This window comes from Limnobacter parvus, from assembly GCF_024623725.1.
In the GTDB taxonomy this organism is placed as follows: Bacteria; Pseudomonadota; Gammaproteobacteria; order Burkholderiales; family Burkholderiaceae_B; genus Limnobacter; species Limnobacter parvus.
The window spans coordinates 213,015-230,346 of record NZ_JANKHG010000018.1 but is presented as its reverse complement, the minus strand read 5'-3'; the positions used below and the strand labels follow the sequence as shown (position 1 = coordinate 230,346).

The window sequence follows — 17,332 nt, the reverse complement described above, 5'->3', positions numbered from 1 at the left end:
AGAACATGAACCCAATTCTTGAAATCAACAGCCTGGGCAAGCACTTCACCCTGCATGAACAGGGCGTGCAAATACCATCGTGCAGCCATGTGAATTTAACTGCAACCACGGGCGAGCTGACCGCACTGGTGGGCCCCACAGGCGCGGGAAAATCGTCGGTATTGAAGTGCGTTTACCGAACCTATTTGCCCAGCAGTGGCAGCATTCTGTTCACGCAAGAAGATGGCAGCACCATTGATTTGTGCACGGCCAGTGAAAGCGAAATGCTGCAGCTTCGCGAACGCGACATTGGCTTTGTAACCCAATTCTTGCACTGCCTGCCCCGCAAGGCCGCCATCGATATTGTGGCGGCACCAATGCTGCGCCAGGGTGAAAGTGCAAATACTGCGCGCGAAAAAGCACGCGAACTACTCAACACCTTGAATGTGCCTGAACGTTTGTGGAATGTGCCACCTGCCACATTTTCTGGCGGTGAAAAGCAGCGCGTGAACTTGGCTCGGGGCTTGATTGCCAAGCCACGTTTGTTGTTGCTGGACGAACCCACTGCCAGCCTAGACCCCGACACCACCGACCGCGTGGTTGATTTACTGAACCACATTAAACAAGACGGCGTGGCCATGTTGGCTATTTTTCACCACCCGGAACTTGTTGATCGCTTGGCCGACAACGTGGTTGAACTGGCCATGGCACGCAACACATTGGAGTTACACGCATGACCAAGCAACTATTGACCAACGCCCGCGTGGTGTTGCCCCACGGTGTATTTAACAACACCGCAGTGCTGATTGAAAACGGTGTGATCACATCAATCGACCCGGTGAACACCACCGGCGCAACGGTAATTGATTTGAAAGGTGCCTTGCTGATGCCCGGCTTGGTCGACTTGCATTGTGATGCACTGGAAAAAGAAGTGGAGCCGCGCCCCGGTGTGCACTTTCCCGTGAACTTTGCCTGTGCACAAGCCGACAAACGCAATGCAGCAGCGGGTGTTACCACCATTTACCATTCGCTTTCTTTTGCCAACCATGAGCTGGGTGTGCGCAACAACACCTTCGCTGCAGAATTGGCGCGCGCCGTGCATGCCTGGCAACAATATGCATTGGTCGACAACCGCGTACACGCCCGTTACGAGGTCACCGATGAAACCGCGGTGAATGTACTTACCGACTTGCTGGTGCATGGCGATGCACATTTGATTTCATTCATGGACCACACACCGGGCCAGGGCCAGTTCAAAAGCGTTGAAGCGTATCGAAATTATCTGGGCAAAACCTACAAGAAAAGCGATGAAGAATTCGACGCTATTCTTGCCCAGAAAATGCAGGCTGCGCAGGGTGCCACTGCCCGCATGGAAGCACTGGCCGCTGTTGCAAAAGCGCATGGTGTTTCCATTGCCAGCCACGACGACGACAGCCCCGAAAAAGTGGACATTGTTCACAGCCTCGGTGCAGTTATCTCCGAATTCCCGATCAACCTTGAAACCGCGCAGGCCGCCAAGGCCAAAGGCCTGGCCACCTTGTTCGGCGCACCGAATATTTTGCGCGGCAAATCGCAATCGGGTTCCATGCGCGCGCTTGATGCTGTGATCAATGGTGTGGCCGACTGCCTGTGTGGCGATTATTCCCCCGCCGCCTTGCTACCCGCTGCACTGGCTTTGCCGGCACTGGGAGGTATTTCAATCAGCGACGCTGTGGCGCTGGTTACCTTGAACCCGGCACGCGCTGCGGGCTTGAACGACCGTGGCCAAATTGCCGTGGGCAAGCGTGCTGATTTAATCGCAGTGGCCCACCCCGACAACTTGCCCCAAGTGGAACGTGTGTGGGTGGCGGGCAAACCGGTATTCAGTGCGCAATTTGCCAACTTGAACCACAGTACTGCTGCGCAACATCATTCGGAGCATTCGCTTGTCTAACCGCCTTGTTTACGTGGTTGGCCCCAGCGGCAGCGGAAAAGATTCTGTGATGGCCTATGCCCGCACTCAGTTGGCGGGCCAGCCCATGGTGCAGTTCGCGCACCGTTACATCACAAGGCCTGCCCATGCGGGGGGTGAAAATCACATCGCTTTGACCGAAGCTGAATTCAAGGCACGCGTGCAGGCAGGCTTGTTTGCCATGCACTGGCAAAGCCACGGCAACGGGTATGGCATTGGCACCGAGGTCAACCAATGGCTAAGCAAAGGCATTACTGTTGTAGTGAACGGATCGCGCGAGTACCTGCTGCAAGCCATGAAAAATTATCCTGAACTGCTTGCAATCACGATTGAGGTGACACCGGATATTTTGAAACAACGGTTAATGGACCGTGCTCGCGAAAGCGAAGCCGAAATTGACACGCGAATGAATCGAAACCGGATTCTGCAACTTAGTCATCCGAAAGGCATTGTGATCCACAACAATGGCGCGCTTGAACACGCAGGTGCCGCGCTGGTGGATTTGATTGAACAACACAGCAAGGTGACATTGTGCGAGTAACTTATTTGGGAACGGGCGCAGCAGGTGGAGTGCCCCGCTATGGTTGCAACTGCCTTGCGTGTGAAAGAGCGCTTGCCAACCCTGTGTTTGTTCGCAGACCTTGTTCTGCCTACATTGAAGATGGCGACACCCGCGTGGTGTTGGACGCAGGTTTGATGAACCTGCATGAACGTTTCCCCATGGGCAGCTACAGCGCGATTGTTCTCACTCATTTTCACCCCGACCATGTGCAGGGTTTGTTTCATTTGCGTTGGGGTGTTTCAGGCCACGTGCCCGTGTATTGCCCGCCCGATTCCGAAGGCTGTGCCGACTTGTTCAAGCACCCGGGTATTCTTGAATTCAGGCCCCAGGCCAAGTTCGAGCCCTTTCAAATCGGTTCGCTTACTTTCACGCCGCTGCCGCTGATTCATTCCAAAGTCACCTTTGGATATCTGATTGAAAACCAGCAAGGCGTGCGTTTTGCTTACCTCACCGACACAGCGGGCCTGCCGCCCGAAACGCTGGCCATGCTGCAGCAAAATGCACTGCATGGTATGGCCATTGATGCAACAGCCCCGCCGCCAAGCAATGCCGACCACGCACCCGGCAATCACAACCACTGGAACCAGGCGTTGGAATTGATTGAACAAATCAAACCCACCCGCGCTTGGCTAACCCACATTGGCCATCGCAGCGACACTTGGCAAATCGACACCAACCCGGTGCTGCCTGCTGGTGTGAATGTGGCCTGTGACAACGCCATTATTGATTTGCAATGACCCAAGCTGCGTTGTTCATCGTCTTGTCAGTGTGCATGCATGTGGTGTGGAATCTCATGGCGCGCCAACAGCCCAAAGCACGCTATGTGCTGTGGTGGGTGTTGATTGGGCACCTGGTTCTGCTTGCGCCCTGGGGTTTGTACCATCTATTTCAGCACACTGAATTCACATCTGAATTCATGGCGGTGGCTGCCATTTCCGCCACTGCAAATGCCTTGTACTTTCTGGGTTTGAAAAAGGCCTATGACCACGCACCTGTTGCCTTGGTGTATCCACTGGTGCGCAGTTCGCCCTTGCTAATCGCCCTGTGGGGTCTTTGGTTGTTCGACCAACACCTCAGCCTTGCCGCATGGCTTGGCATCGGTATCAGTGTACTTGGGCTGGCTTTGCTGGCCGACACGGGGCGTGGCAGTGCCAACAAAGCCGCCTTGCCTTGGGCGTTTCTGGCCATGCTGTGCACCAGCGTGTATTCGCTGAGCGACAAAGCCGCTACAGCCCACATTGAAAGTTTCAGTGGACTGTTGGGCTTCGTTTCAATTGGCTATTTCGCAGCATGGCTGGTGCTTACTTTCGAAATGAAATTTAGCAGTGGCCGTTGGGTACCCGCACAGCGCCCGCCGTTGTGGGTTATCGCTGTGGGTGGTTTGTGCGTGGGCTTGGCTTATGTGCTCGTGATTGCCGCAATGCGCAGCATGCCCGCCGCCGTGGTGGTGGCTTTTACCAATGCAGGCATTGTGTTGGCCACGCTGGCCTCCATTTTCCTGTTCAAGGAAAACGCACACTGGAAAATGCGCTTGGCAGCTTCGGCCACCATCGTGAGTGGTTTGGTTGTGTTGCGCTTTTAAGCTTCAATTCAGGTAAATCAGGTAAATTGGTAGCATCATGAAAGCCAATTCCAGCACTTTGATCATTGTCACACTATTTGCCATCGGCATTACAGCCATGGTCTCCACTGTGTATGCCGATGATGACCATCAACGCATCCGCCAACTGCAGCGCAGTGGCGAAATCCTTTCACTAGAGCAAATTTTTGACCGAGCGCGTGCCGTCAAGCGAGGCCGCATTCTGGATGCTGAGCTTGACGACGATGATGGTCGATACATTTATGAAATAGAATTGCTGGATGCCAATGGGCGGGTGTGGGAAATGGAATTTGATGCGCGCACAGGTCGTTTGCTTGAACTGGAACAGGACGATTAAAAGTCATGCGATTGTTGCTGGTTGAGGACGATGTGTTGATTGGCGGGCAGCTGCACAAACAACTTGGCAAGTCTGGTTATGCTGCAGATTGGATACAAGATGGCATTGAGGCCGAGGCACAAGGCCGCATCGAACCATACGATTTGGCTGTGCTTGATCTGGGTTTGCCTGGAAAACCAGGATTGGAGGTATTAAAAAGTTGGCGAGCGCAAGGCTTGAAGTTGCCTGTGATCGTGCTGACGGCGCGTGGTACCTGGCAAGAAAAAGTGGATGGTTTCAATGCTGGGGCAGATGATTATGTGTCAAAACCATTTCAAATCGAGGAATTACTGGCCCGAATCAGTGCCGTGCTGAAGCGGGCCGTGGGCACAGCACCGGAGTCATTGAAGGCCAAAGGATTGTTGCTCGACGAAACACTACAAACCGTGAAAGTCGGCAATGAAGAACCTCAACAACTGACGGCCACCGAATTTCGACTGCTTCGCTATTTCATGATGCACCCAGGCCAACCTTTGAGCAAAACGCGATTGACTGAACATGTGTATGAATACGACGCTGACAAAGACAGCAATGTAATGGAAGTGTATGTCAATCGGCTGCGAAAAAAAATCGGTCCGCACTGGATACAAACCCGCAAGGGTCAAGGCTACGTATTCAGCGAGCCCTCTGAATGAACTCACTTCAAAAACGTTTGTCCTCGGGGCTGATTCTCAGTCTTCTGGTACTTTTGTTTGCGCAATGGTGGTTTTCATCCAAAGCCATTGAAAGACTGCTTGAGAACCAGTTGCTTGATCAACTGCAGCAAGACAGTGAAGTGCTGCTTGCCGGAGTTGAGTTTGATGCTGCAGGAAAGCTAAGCTTAAGTTCAAGTCGTTTGGTACCCGCTTACCAACAACCTTACTCGGGGCACTACCATGCATTGAAATTTGCTGCGGACACTCAGTATTCCCGCTCGTTGTGGGACGCAACATTTGCAATGCCCCAGCCTAGAGGTGCGCCAGCATCCACCTCACGACAAGCTGGTCCAGATGGTCAGCAATTGCTGGTTTACACCCGAAACTATCAGAAAGACAACCAACAATTCACCATTGCGATTGCCAGAGACATCACCCCACTTCAGAACAACCTGATGAATTACCAGTGGGCAAACGCGGGCTTTTCCGGATTGTTTTTGCTGGCCTTGGTGCTGATTCAAAGGTGGATTGTTGTAAGTACTTTAAAGCCTTTGAAGGCGGTACAAATTGCGATGGCCCGCCTGCGACAGGGTGAAATTACGCAGCTTCAATTCCACGGCCCGGATGAAATAAAACCTTTGGTGGATGAGTTGAATCGTTTGTTGACAGCCATTGATCAACGTCTAAAACGCTCGCGTGAAAGCATGGGTAATTTGGCGCATGCCTTGAAAACTCGTCTCGCCCGGCTCACACAACTGAGCGGGGACAATGATCGCTCTGGTTTTTCAACCGAAGTCGATGCCATGACCCTCGAAATTGCACGACTGATCGATCGCGAAACCGCTCGAGTGCGTGTGGTGGGCGATTTGCGCCCGGGACAACGCGTGGATTTGGCTGAAATAATTCAAGCCTTGGTGAATAGTTGCAAAGCAATTTACAGAGAGAAGAATCTGCGATTTGTTGTGAATGTGCCAACGTCCGCACGCATGCTCGGCGACCGCGAGGACCTGTTCGAATTGTTTGGAAACTTGATTGACAATGCATCAAAATGGGCAGCCCTCCAGGTTCATATTTCGCTCAGTGGCAGCACCCTGATTGTTGCAGATGACGGCCCCGGTTGTCCCGAAGACTCTTTGCCAACTTTGGCCCAGCGGGGTTTTCGCGCAGATGAAAATACCCCTGGGAGCGGGTTGGGCCTGGCCATTGCGCAAGACATTGCAGGCAGTTACAACGCTGTGCTTGAATTCAAGAACAACAACCCCGGGCTCGTCGCGACTATCACCTTCAAGCCCGGGACACTGACCTAGAACCAGTCTTTGTCGATTTTTAATACCTTGCCAGTTTTTGCATCCAGATCGACTTCAACTTCACGTCCGTCAGCATCCACAACTTCAACTTCCCATTTCCAGCCTTTGGCGTAATCGCGGTCATCCAGCTCCAATTCCGTCACAACGCCTGGCGCTTCTTTCAACGCAATTGCTCGGGCCTGATCAGCGCTGATCAGGTCAAAAGTCTTAATAATTTCCGCGCTGCGTCTTCCATCGTCATCCGCCAGCGCGTATGCGGGCAATCCAAGCAACAAAGCCAAAGTCAGTGCGGCGAGTGTGGGGGTAGGTCTTCGCATCATGTTATTTCTCCTGAGTGGGTTCAATGTGTAGCCAGTTTAGGAAAACAAGATGAATTGAAGCTGAAAATGGAATTAACTTGTGTGTGGCAATCTGTTGTTAAGTGGTGGGCAGCAATATTTGCACCGCACAACCCTTTTCTTCTTCACTTTCTATTTCAATGTGTCCACGCATGCGTTTCACAATGCCATACACCATGGCCAGCCCAAGGCCTGTGCCCCGCTCGCCCTTGGTGGTATAAAACGGTTCCAGGCAACGTTTGCGGGTTTCTTCATCCATGCCCACGCCCGTGTCGTGCACTTCTATTACGACCTGTTCCTGGTCCGCGCGTTTTTCCAGCCGGGTCGACAAGGTCAAAATTCCCCCGGTTGGCATTGCATCTACTGCATTCAGAATCAAATTGGTCAATGCTTCACGCAATTCAGGTTCTGATGCATCCACCATCGGTACATTGCTCCCGTGCTGAATTTTGAATTCAATGTTGATGCCGTTGCGCTGTGGAATGTCTTGCCAGCGGGCCTGGGTAAGTTCCATGGACTGCTCGCAAATTTCAACCAGATTCACACGAGTCAGCGCAGTACCCTCTTCTTGTCCCCGGGCAAATTGACCCATTCGTTCTATGGTTCTTGCAACATCATCAATGGCCAGTTGAATGGTTTTTAGTTGCTTGCGCCCGCGGTCGCTTAGATTGGTTTCCGAGCCGAGCAATGCGTCGGTATACAAAGCCACTGGAGAAATGGCGTTGTTGATGTCGTGCGCAATGCCCCCCGCCATCTCAGCCAAAGCTCGCAGACGTTCTTGCTGAAGCACAAGCTGTTGCGTCCGCTTCAAATTCTGGTAGGCCTCTTGAAGCTCTTGCAGCAATTCTGTTTGAGCCAATGCCAGGGCCACATGCTCGGCCAGTTGTCTTAAAAACTCCAGTTCATCGCTTGAAAATGCATCCAGCCCCTTGCGGGCGGTGGTAATTGTACCCAGTACTTTATTGCCCTTCATTAAGGGTGCAATTACCATGCTGTTTAAGCTGGCCACTGCATGCATTTTTTCGGCCGTTGCGCACCGACTGCCAGCCAGGTTGGGTTGATAAACAAATTCACCGCGCAGCGCACGGTCCAGGTGTGCGCCTTTGGCTGGAATGGACTCATTCAGGTAAAAGCCGACCTTGTTGGCGGCACGTCCGGTTAGGTTGCCCAGTGACCTGAAAGTGATGGTGCCGTCTGTTTCCGAATACGACGCAGTCAGGCAAAAATCGGCTGGCAATTCATTTTCAATGCTGTTGGTGACCACTTGGTAAATGCTGTCCAAGTCGTGGCGATTGCCAATCGCGCGCGTAATTTCATTGAGCAGGTTCATGCGGGTCAATTGCGCGTTGCTGCGCCGTTCCGCTTGCCGAATGTGGGTCATGTCCGTCATGCCGCCAATCATTCGAATGCCTTTGCCGTGTTCATTGCGAATCACGTAGCCACGGTCCATCACATCAAGCCAGTGACCTTCCACATGAGCAAACCGGTATTCATCTTGCCAACTTTCTGCGTCTGAATTGATGGCAGAAAAAATACTCTTGACCGCGCGGTCCCTGTCTTCCGGGTGAATGCGGTTAATCCAGGAGTCATTGCTGGGTTCAACCTTGCTGCGGTCAAAGCCGAACAATTTTTCAAAACCTTCGTTCCACCATATTTCATCGCTGACCAGGTTCCAGTCCCAGATGCAGTCTTTGGCGGCGCTGGCCAGCAGGCGGAATCGTTCGGATCCTTCTTTGAGTGCCGCTTCAGCCTGTTTTCGCTCTGTAATGTCCCGTTCAATCGCAACCCAGTGGGTGTACCAGCCAGTTTCGTCAGCCACGGGAACGATCTCAAGTTCCAGCCAGAACATTTCTCCAGATTTGGTGTAATTGATTAATTCTTCCCGCACGGGGCGCCATTCCACCAAGGCCGCCCGAATTCGGGCCAAGGCATCCCGTTGAGTCAGTTCGCCTTGCAGAATGCGTGGCGTTTTTCCAATCGCTTCTTCTCGCGTGTATCCGGTGCGGCGCACAAAGGCTTCGTTCACATAAAGAATTTTTGGGCCATCGTCGCCGATGGGTTCGGCTTCGGTGATCAACACAATGTCATTGAGTCGGTCCACACAGGTTTCGAGCAGGTTCAGGCGTTCTGCGCTGCGTGCCCGCTCTTCAGCGAACATCAGGTTTTCAAGTGCCAGCGACAAATTTTTTCCGACTGTTCTTAGCAGTTGCTTCACTTCGTTTGTAAAAAAATGAACGCCCGCGCCAAACAAAACCAGGCTGGCGTGAAGTTTTCCTTGCGCATGAACAGGCAGAATTACGAACGATTCCAAGCCTTCTGCAATGGCTTGCTGATGCCACATTTTGGCTTGAGGTTCTTCCGCCACATTCTGGCAAACATGCATTTTCCCGGCGCGCAGCCGGTCGGCCAAATTGTGGTCATTCGGCAATGTTGTGGACGACATGATTCGGTTCACAAACTCTTGTTGTGAGCCGTCAGCCGCAGTCACTTTCAGGTCGCTTAAATCGTGCCCGAATTCACAGACCCAAGCCAAGGGAAGCCCGCCCAACGAACAAAACACATTGCACACTTCCTGTAGCAATCGCTCTGGTTTGTCCAAAGTGGTGGTAATTTCATTCACGCGGTGCTGCGCTTCCAGCAGGCGGTTCATGTGCATCAAGGTGAGCGCCGCCTGCTTTGATTCTGTAATGTCCTGAAATGCGCCTTGCACTCGGGTAATCGCACCGTTGCTGTCACGTACCGCTTCACCCACAACACGTGCCCAGATTCGTCGGCCTGTCACGGTTCTCATTTCAGGCTCCATTTCAAATGGAACCCCTTCAGTTGAACACCTAAACAGTGCCGCCCGCACAATGCCCTGCCATTTGCCATGGTAGTGCTGCAAAGCGTCTTTGTAAGACGACGGCAGTTGCCCGCTTGGAATGTCGAGTATGCGGAAAATTTCCTCTGACCAGTACAGCTGTGGTTCAGTGCCCAGTTCGATGGCCCAGGCACCCAGCTTGGCCAGTCGCCCCCCAATTCGTTGCAAAGCCTCGTTGCGCTGAAGCTGGTCCTCTGCCGTGTGTCGTTTGAGGGCGTTGTGTGTGGTCGCAACGAATGGCACTTGCGGGTTTTGCCGCAGGGGCAGGGTGATTGAAAATGTGGCGCCTTGTCCTGGTGTTGAAGTGGCCTTGATTTGCCCACCGTGCCGTTCGACGATGCGGAAGACATTGGCCAGGCCCATGCCATGTCCCTCGAAATCATGTGCATTGTGCAGGCGTTGAAAGGGTTTGAACATCTCATCTGCGTGTTCAGGGTCAAAGCCTGCACCGTTGTCTATGACTCGAATCTCGATGTGATCATCGTCGACATTCGCTTCCACGGCAACACAAGGTGGTTCTTTCGCCTGGCTAAACTTCAGGGCATTCGAAAACAGATTCACGAAAACCTGTTCCAGCAACGATTCATCCCCCTCAATGTCTGGCAGCTTCGCAATCGTCCATTCCACTTGGTGAACAGCTTCAGCCGACTCAACTTGTGAACGGGCTTTTTCCACCACTTCGTCCAAGGCCACTTGGTCAAATTTCAATTCGCCCGTGCCCAGCCGTGCGAAAGCCAGCAGATCCGACACCAACTGCCCACCACGCGCACTGGCTTCGTTGATTCGCAGCAGGTAACGTTGCTCTTGATCGTCCAGTTTGCTGTGGGCACGGCGTGTCAAGCTGCCTGCAAACCCTTGAATGATGTGGCACAAAGAGTTCAAGTCATGCGCAACACGCCCGGCGAAGTGGTCCAATTCCTGGTTCATTTCCACCAGGCGGGTGTTGCTGGCCGAAATATCCTGTATTAAGCGGGTGTTCTGTTGTTTGAGTTTGCGAACCTCAATGGCCCTGTGGAGCACAGGCATCAATTCGCTCACCTTGAACGGTTTCAAGACGTAATCGAGTACGCCCAGCTTCATTGCGTCTACAGCAGTTTTCAGGCTTCCGTGCCCAGTCATCAGCACCGCGCTTAAGTCAGGGGCAAGCTGGTGTGCTTGCTGAACCAGTGCAATCCCATCCATCGTCGGCAGGCGCAGGTCGGTTAGCAGCACATCAAAACTTTGTGTTTGCAGCGCCCTCAAAGCGGTTTGGGGGTCGCTAAAGCCCGCAACAAAATAGCCCGCATCCTGAAGTAAGGAACACAGGGCCTCAAGTTGGGGCTTCTCATCATCCACGACGATTATTCGGAACTGCTCGAGCATCTAAAACTCCGGTCGTCGGCTTGTTGCAAGAATTCGCTGATTACAATGTCTCACAATTACTGGATTTTCCTAAATGAATCAATCCCCTCTTTTGAGAAACGCTTCATTGGCACTGCCATTCGTGCTGATCTGGACCAGCGCATTTCCCGCGGCAAAAATTGGCCTTCTGGACAGCCCACCTTTGCTGTTTTTGGCTTTTCGGTTTTTGGTGGCGGGCCTGTTGATGCTGGCTTGGGCCCACTGGCGCGGCACCCTTCGAATGCTTAGCCTCGCTGAGCTGGGTATTTTAAGTGCCCTTGGCCTGTTGAACCATGCGCTTTACCTGGGCTTAAGCTGGACTGGCATGGGCAGTCTTTCTTCAGGCCTGTCCACAATCTTGATCAGCGCCAACCCAATCGTGGTGGCTCTGTTGTCCTCATTTTTGTTGCGCGAACCGTTGACCCGCCAGAAGGTAATCGGCCTTGCCTTGGGTTTTCTGGGGGTGGCTTTCATTGTGCGCAATCGAATCGGCAGCACCACCGACACGCTTGAAGGTTTTATCTTGGTGCTGGCTGCTCTGTTCACCTTGGCTTTTGGCACGGTGCTGTACAAAAAATGGCCGGTTCGCACCGACATAGTGACCGGCACAGGGTTTCAGATCATGCTCAGTGGCTTGCTGCTGTTACCTGTTGCTTTGTGGGCAGAAGATTTGTCGATGGTGAACTTCACACCCAGCTTTGCAGCAGCGTTTGCCTGGCTGGTGGTTGTGGTGTCAATCACGGGGTATCAGCTGTGGTTCAACTTGCTTGAACGCGGCAGCGCCAGCGCGGCCAGTGTGTGGTTTTTCCTGACACCGCCCCTGGGGTTACTGGCTGGCGCCTGGTTGTTAAACGAGCCGTTGAACTGGATCGACTTTATCGGCATTGTGCCGGTGGTGCTGGGCATTGTGCTGGTTACCCGGGCCAAATAAAAAAAGGCGAACCAGTCAGGTTCGCCAAAACAGCAATCAGTGATGGAGATGACTAGCGATTGCTTACGAATTCGGGAGCAAAACGCTGTCGACCACGTGAATCACTCCGTTGGACTGGTAAACGTTGGCAATCGTGACCTCGGCAGTGCCGCCTTTTTCGTCCATTAGCAACACTTTGTCACCGTTTAGCATTGCACCAAGCGATCCGCCAGCGGCGGTTTTCACTTTCACCATGCCACCGGCCTGCACAATCAGATTGCTTAGGTCAGCGGCTGAAATCTTGCCCGGTACCACGTGGTAGGTGAGCACGCCTTGCAAGGCTGCTTTGTTTTCAGGCTTCAATAGTGTGTCCACTGTTCCCGTGGGCAACTTGGCAAACGCGTCGTTGGTGGGCGCGAACACTGTAAATGGACCCTTGCTTTTCAGTGTATCAACCAAGCCAGCAGCTTTCACTGCTGCCACCAGGGTGGTGTGGTCTTTCGAATTCACAGCATTGTCAACAATGTCTTTGTTGGCATACATTGCTGCTCCGCCCACCATGACATCGGCCTGTGCTGGCAGGGTAAAGGCCGCGGCAGAAAGAGCCACACCACTCAACAGCACAGATTTTGTGAATTTTGACTTCAACATGATTATTACCTCCAATTGGAATTTCAAACTACAAGATTTTCCACACGCTTCGGTGTACAAACCGGAATCGTTGTTAGTTCGAGGCCATTGAGGGCGGTAAGTTCAAGTATTGGCAGTTAAGTTTTGTTAAGACGCCCGCTGGCGCCTCGCCGGGCTTATTTTGAAGTCTTCTCGGCCTGTACCCGCCCAAGCACGGTCACCTGGCCTTTTGGGGAAAATTTGAACAGCACCACCTCCCCGGAATTTGGATATATCCCGGTCAATGCGGTGGTGTTCACCTGGTGGCTGACATAAAGCACCTTGTCGTCGGGATTCAAGGTGGCCAGATGTTCCTTTAAAGCTGCAGTTTGTTCGGCGCTGCTGCCGCGACCTTGAAAAAATGAATTCAATGCCGGCAACTCTTGAGCTTTGCCCAGGTTTAATTCTTTGGCCGTGTGCAAGCACCGGCACCACTGGCTGGAATAAACGGCAGTCAGTTTTATACCTTTGCTGCGAATGGCGTTCCCCAAACTCCGAGCTTCTTCACGGCCTGTCTTATTCAGGTCTCGCTGGGTACTGCATTGGCCCAAGGTAAAGCCATCGGGGTCACCATAGCCTGGTGCCGTGGCGTGTCGCATGATGGCGTGTACCCCCGGCTGTTTCCAGATTTCCCATGGGTCCGAGCCAGTTTGCGCAGCAGAAATCGCGGGAAGCACGGCAAGCATTGAAAGGGCAGCGATGGAAGCAATTCGGTACAACATGAATTCACCTTGTTGATGCGTTTTTCCGGATCCGGAAAACAAAAAAGCCAGTTTACACTGGCTTTTTTGTCATTTCACTTCAGCAGTAATCAGGCTTTTGCTTTTGCCAAAGCCTCAAGTCGTTGGCGCTTGGCCTTGGAGCGCAGGTTCAGCAACTCAACCAGCAGCGAGAAGCCCATGGCGCTGTACAGGTAAGCCTTGGGGACAGACTGCCCAAAACTCTCAGCCACCAACAGCATGCCCACCATCATCAAAAACGCCAGTGCCAGTACTTTCACTGAAGTGTGCGCCTCAACGAATTCGCCAATTGACTTGGCGAAAACCATCATCACACCCACAGCAACCATCACGGCGGCGATCATTACTTCAATGTCGTCGGCCATGCCCACCGCAGTAATTACCGAGTCCAAGCTGAACACGATGTCCAAAATACCGATCTGGACAATTGAGTACCAGAACAGCTTGGCACCAGTCTTCTGGATGGCGGCGCCGGCTTCCAGTTCTTCCGTAACCTGATGGGGTGCTTCCACTTCCAGGTAAATTTCCTTGGATGCCTTCCACAGCAGGAACAAGCCACCAAAGAAGAGAACAAGGTCCCTGCCCGTAATTGGATTACCCGCAACTTCGAACATGGGTTCAGTCAAACCGATAATCCATGACAGCGAGAACAGCAAACCCACGCGTGTGGCCATGGCGAACATCAGGCCAAACTGACGAACCTTGTCGCGAATGTCGGCAGGCAATTTGGACACCAACACTGTAATGAACACAATGTTGTCAATGCCCAAAACAATTTCCAAGGCCGTCAAAATCGCAAAGGCGATCCAGACGTTTGGATCCATCAGTAATTCCATGTGAATCTCCACTTTCGAATCAAAATCAACAGCCCGCTATTTTGCACCACATTTCGCGATGTGGGTGATCATTTCGTATTCTGACTGCTCAATGCCAATCGATTTAGCAACAAATTAAATTGAATCGGTTTTGCAAAGTGGTAATTGAAGCCAGCCTCTTCCGCTTTTTGAATGTCGCTGTCAAAGGCATAACCCGTCAGTGCGGCAATTTCTCGTGCCTGATTCGGGCCGTCTGTGGCTCGAATCTGCTCGGCCACCTCGTATCCATTCAACTTGGGCATGTCGATGTCCAATAGAATGAAATCGACGGGCTCAGACAAGGCAATCTTTAGCGCTTCAGCACCATTTTTGGCCACGCTGACTGTGTGCCCGTCCTTTTTCAGGAAAGTCTCGATCAATTTGATGTTCAACGGCGTGTCGTCTGCCACCAGCACATGAAGTGATCGGGTTGGCAAAATACGCTCTGCACTAAGACTCGTAAGCACCTGTTCGCGTTTCAGTGTGACTGAAAACACCACCTGGGTGCCTTTGCCAGGTTCGGAGTCCAGTTGAATTTCACCGCCCATGGCCGTGATCAGGCTTTTCACAATCGACAGGCCAAGCCCGGTGCCACCATATCGGTTTTCGCGGTCGGTGTGCACTTGGGAAAATGGTTTGAACAGCTGGTGTTGTTTGTCTTTCGGAATGCCAAGTCCAGTGTCACTTACCTCAAAAGTAAGCATGTCTTGGTCCGCATTAACAGGCGTGCTGCTGACTTTTAGGCTTACTTTGCCGTGAGAAGTGAACTTGATCGCATTAGATAGCAGATTTTGTAAAATCTGGCGGAGCCTGCCCATATCGCCGGAATAAATCTGTTGCTCACCCAGGTTGTTGTGAAGTTCGAATTTGACCCCTTTGGATTCACAAGTCAGGCGTGGTAATTCAGAACTTCCCTTGAGCAACTGGTCCATCAAAAATGGCGAGTCAATTATTTTGACCATGCCCGACTCTAGTTTGGAAAAGTCCAAAATGTCATTCAGGATCGCAGACAAAGTTTCAGACGATTGCACCAAGTGCCCCGCTTGCTCCTTCATTTCCCCATCCGGAAGGTCCATTTCCAGCAATCGCGCAAAACCCATGATTCCATTTAGAGGCGTGCGAATTTCATGGCTCATCGTGGCCAAAAAGCGACTTTTCTCGGCGTTGGAGTCTTTTTCTGCTTTTGCAGCAATCGCGGTTTCCCGCAACCTGCTTTCAAGTTCAAGTTGTACGGTGCGGTCCAGGTGAGTGCCGACCACCCGGGTCGGTCTGTCCTCTTCATCCCGCACAATCAATGCTTTGGCAAGAATATGAACCCAATGCCCACGCCTGTGCGCCATGCGGAACTCCGCTTCATAGGAGTCCTTTTCAGGGTTGTTCAGGGCGTCGTGAAGTGCTTTTTTCGCCAGTTCCAGGTCGTCTGGCGCTGTCAAACGTTCCCAAGTGCCGAAGTCATTGGTCAACTCATGGTCTTCATAGCCCAACAGTCTTTTCCAACTGGGCGAGAAATACACCTTGTCAGTGCCGACATGCCAGTCCCACAACCCATCGTGCGAACCCTCCATGGCCAATTTAAAGCGCTCTTCGCTTTCGGCAAGGCTGTCGCGCATCAGGCGTTCTTCAGTCACATCCTTGCACATCAAGATAATGCCGCCCCGATTGCCATCCGGACGCAGCCAGGGCTCAATCGCCCAGTCCAGCCAGATGGTGCTGCCATCGGCGTTAACCCAGGGGTCGGATGTGGCGGAAACGCTTTCACCAGCCAGTCCCGCGCGGTGAGCTTGGCGCCAGCGTTCGTTCAAGTTGGGCACCACCTCATAATGATTTTTGCCCACCAGGCTGCCCTTCGCTTGGGTGAATGTTTGAACCCACCGGGAAGACGCAGCAACGTAATTCATGTCCTGGTCAAACATGGCAATTGGAATTGGCGCTTGCACAATCAATGCCTCAACCACCCAGTAGCTTTCTTTGGCCGACCTCAGCGCTTTTTCCAGCGAAAGGCTTTTCTCAGTCAGACCCCTGGTCAGGTCTAGAATATCTCGGGAAATCGGTTGCAGCTCGGTGGGCAATTCCCGCATCGTTCGCTCAAGTGCTTCCGGGTCGTTCTTGCGGACTTGATTCAGGTAAGCGCTTGCTTTTGCAGACAAGCTTCTACCCAAAGCCAAAACCAACAGCAAGGTGGCTGCAGTGCCAATAATCAAGGCAAAAATCGCACCGAGAAGCGCCTGGGAAATGGGGGACGACACCGCATCCAGCGGCGTCACCGTGGCTGAAATCCAGCCCAGGCTTGCCGTGTCCGCACTGTTGTTGGGCGCAAAAGCGATCAAGTAGTCTTCCCCATCGCTCAGGGTTTCAATCGACCAATTGCTTTGACCCGCCACTGCCTTTTGAAAGCCTTCCATGGCGGTCCATGCCGTGCTGTCCTGAAAGTCCGCGCGATCAAGGCGGTTGCCCATGCGCAAGGCGCCGTCTTTGGTCAGAATCACAGTGGGGGCAGATGGATTGATCCTGTTGAAAACATCTTGCTCAATCTGGGAAATGAAATATTTCCAGTCCAGGTGAATACCAATAACACCGATCACTTCCTCTTGTTGGTTTCTAAGCGGCGTCGTGAAATCGATGAACTGATATTTTTCCTCGGCCCGGGAAGGCAGCAAAGCCGCAAGAAGCGCGGCTTCGTGAACATCCATAATTGCAGGTGCGATCAAACCCTGCTTGAACCAGGGCCTCGCGGCCACGCTTTTGCCCACCAACAGGTCATCGAGTGCAGCCAACACGGTGCCATCTACTGCGGCCACACCAATCCACAAATAGCCGGGTGTGTGTTCGCGCATGATCTGCAGCAATTTCGTTTGCTGTTCAGTTGAATAGTCGCCGAAAGACTGCTCAATCCTGCTGGTATAAACCAGGTCCCGAAGGTGTTCGGTCAAATGGCTGTCCACCGACTGGGCAATTTGCTCGGTCTGTGCCTGCGCGGTCAGGCCAGCTTGATTGATGGTGTTGTCACGTAAAATCCAGTGAGCGGTAAGCACCACCGGAATTGACAAAAGAAGAAGGGCAATCAAACTGCCCACGATCAGGCGGCTGGTGAAGCTTGACCGAATATTGAAATTGAACATTTAAAGGAATTCGCAGAGAAATTGGGGGAAATTGGTTCACTGTATCTCAGTG

The 17,332-nt window shown here is 52.5% G+C and carries 15 protein-coding genes; 9 read left to right on the top strand and 6 right to left on the bottom strand.

Going from position 1 to position 17,332, the window contains the following annotated elements:
* Positions 1 to 5 precede the first annotated feature (5 nt).
* Genes phnL through NSP04_RS11465 form a run of 8 tightly spaced genes read left to right on the top strand, consistent with a single transcriptional unit; the run spans position 6 to position 6,410 of the window.
* Positions 6 to 716 (top strand): phosphonate C-P lyase system protein PhnL, encoded by a 711-nt coding sequence (gene phnL, locus NSP04_RS11500; protein ID WP_257512496.1) that lies wholly within the window; start codon positions 6 to 8, stop codon positions 714 to 716.
* Positions 713 to 1,912 (top strand): alpha-D-ribose 1-methylphosphonate 5-triphosphate diphosphatase, encoded by a 1,200-nt coding sequence (locus tag NSP04_RS11495; protein ID WP_257512495.1) that lies wholly within the window; start codon positions 713 to 715, stop codon positions 1,910 to 1,912. Before phnL ends, NSP04_RS11495 begins: the two co-directional genes overlap by 4 nt.
* On the top strand, positions 1,905 to 2,471 hold the full coding sequence (gene phnN / locus NSP04_RS11490; protein WP_257512494.1) for a phosphonate metabolism protein/1,5-bisphosphokinase (PRPP-forming) PhnN: 567 nt from the start codon (positions 1,905 to 1,907) through the stop codon (positions 2,469 to 2,471). Before NSP04_RS11495 ends, phnN begins: the two co-directional genes overlap by 8 nt.
* On the top strand, positions 2,462 to 3,229 hold the full coding sequence (gene phnP / locus NSP04_RS11485; RefSeq protein ID WP_257512493.1) for a phosphonate metabolism protein PhnP: 768 nt from the start codon (positions 2,462 to 2,464) through the stop codon (positions 3,227 to 3,229). The genes phnN and phnP overlap by 10 nt, the downstream gene beginning before the upstream one ends.
* Positions 3,226 to 4,074, top strand: a complete 849-nt coding sequence (locus NSP04_RS11480; RefSeq protein ID WP_257512492.1) for an EamA family transporter — start codon at positions 3,226 to 3,228, stop codon at positions 4,072 to 4,074. Before phnP ends, NSP04_RS11480 begins: the two co-directional genes overlap by 4 nt.
* Positions 4,075 to 4,111: 37 nt before the next feature.
* Positions 4,112 to 4,429 carry a PepSY domain-containing protein gene (locus NSP04_RS11475; RefSeq protein ID WP_257512491.1) on the top strand — a complete coding sequence of 106 codons (318 nt, stop codon included), beginning with the start codon at positions 4,112 to 4,114 and terminating at the stop codon, positions 4,427 to 4,429.
* A 5-nt stretch (positions 4,430 to 4,434) separates the two neighbouring features.
* Positions 4,435 to 5,103 carry a response regulator transcription factor gene (locus tag NSP04_RS11470; protein ID WP_257512490.1) on the top strand — a complete coding sequence of 223 codons (669 nt, stop codon included), beginning with the start codon at positions 4,435 to 4,437 and terminating at the stop codon, positions 5,101 to 5,103.
* Positions 5,100 to 6,410 carry a sensor histidine kinase gene (locus NSP04_RS11465; protein ID WP_257512489.1) on the top strand — a complete coding sequence of 437 codons (1,311 nt, stop codon included), beginning with the start codon at positions 5,100 to 5,102 and terminating at the stop codon, positions 6,408 to 6,410. The genes NSP04_RS11470 and NSP04_RS11465 overlap by 4 nt, the downstream gene beginning before the upstream one ends.
* Here NSP04_RS11465 and NSP04_RS11460 read toward each other — a convergent pair.
* Both NSP04_RS11460 and NSP04_RS11455 read right to left on the bottom strand, forming a co-directional pair.
* A complete protein-coding gene (locus NSP04_RS11460) occupies positions 6,407 to 6,730 on the bottom strand; it encodes a PepSY domain-containing protein (RefSeq protein WP_257512488.1) in 324 nt (107 codons plus the stop codon). The genes NSP04_RS11465 and NSP04_RS11460 overlap by 4 nt on opposite strands.
* A 97-nt stretch (positions 6,731 to 6,827) precedes the next feature.
* Positions 6,828 to 10,970 (bottom strand): ATP-binding protein, encoded by a 4,143-nt coding sequence (locus NSP04_RS11455; protein ID WP_257512487.1) that lies wholly within the window; start codon positions 10,968 to 10,970, stop codon positions 6,828 to 6,830.
* A gap of 73 nt (positions 10,971 to 11,043) precedes the next feature.
* Between NSP04_RS11455 and NSP04_RS11450 the strand changes: the two genes are divergently transcribed.
* Positions 11,044 to 11,919 carry a DMT family transporter gene (locus tag NSP04_RS11450; protein WP_257512486.1) on the top strand — a complete coding sequence of 292 codons (876 nt, stop codon included), beginning with the start codon at positions 11,044 to 11,046 and terminating at the stop codon, positions 11,917 to 11,919.
* Between the two features lie 63 nt (positions 11,920 to 11,982).
* On the opposite strand, the gene NSP04_RS11445 is transcribed toward NSP04_RS11450, so the two are convergent.
* The 4 genes from NSP04_RS11445 to NSP04_RS11430 form a co-directional block, all read right to left on the bottom strand.
* Positions 11,983 to 12,549, bottom strand: coding sequence for a fasciclin domain-containing protein (locus tag NSP04_RS11445; protein ID WP_257512485.1), 567 nt, complete (start codon positions 12,547 to 12,549; stop codon positions 11,983 to 11,985).
* A 155-nt stretch (positions 12,550 to 12,704) separates the two neighbouring features.
* The gene (locus NSP04_RS11440) at positions 12,705 to 13,289 is read right to left on the bottom strand and encodes a histidine phosphatase family protein (protein WP_257512484.1); all 585 of its coding nucleotides are present in this window, start codon (positions 13,287 to 13,289) and stop codon (positions 12,705 to 12,707) included.
* A gap of 89 nt (positions 13,290 to 13,378) precedes the next feature.
* The gene (locus tag NSP04_RS11435) at positions 13,379 to 14,143 is read right to left on the bottom strand and encodes a TerC family protein (protein WP_257512483.1); all 765 of its coding nucleotides are present in this window, start codon (positions 14,141 to 14,143) and stop codon (positions 13,379 to 13,381) included.
* Positions 14,144 to 14,211: 68 nt separating this feature from the next.
* Entirely contained in the window at positions 14,212 to 17,280 is a 3,069-nt protein-coding gene (locus NSP04_RS11430) for an ATP-binding protein (RefSeq protein WP_257512482.1), read from the bottom strand.
* Positions 17,281 to 17,332 lie beyond the last annotated feature (52 nt).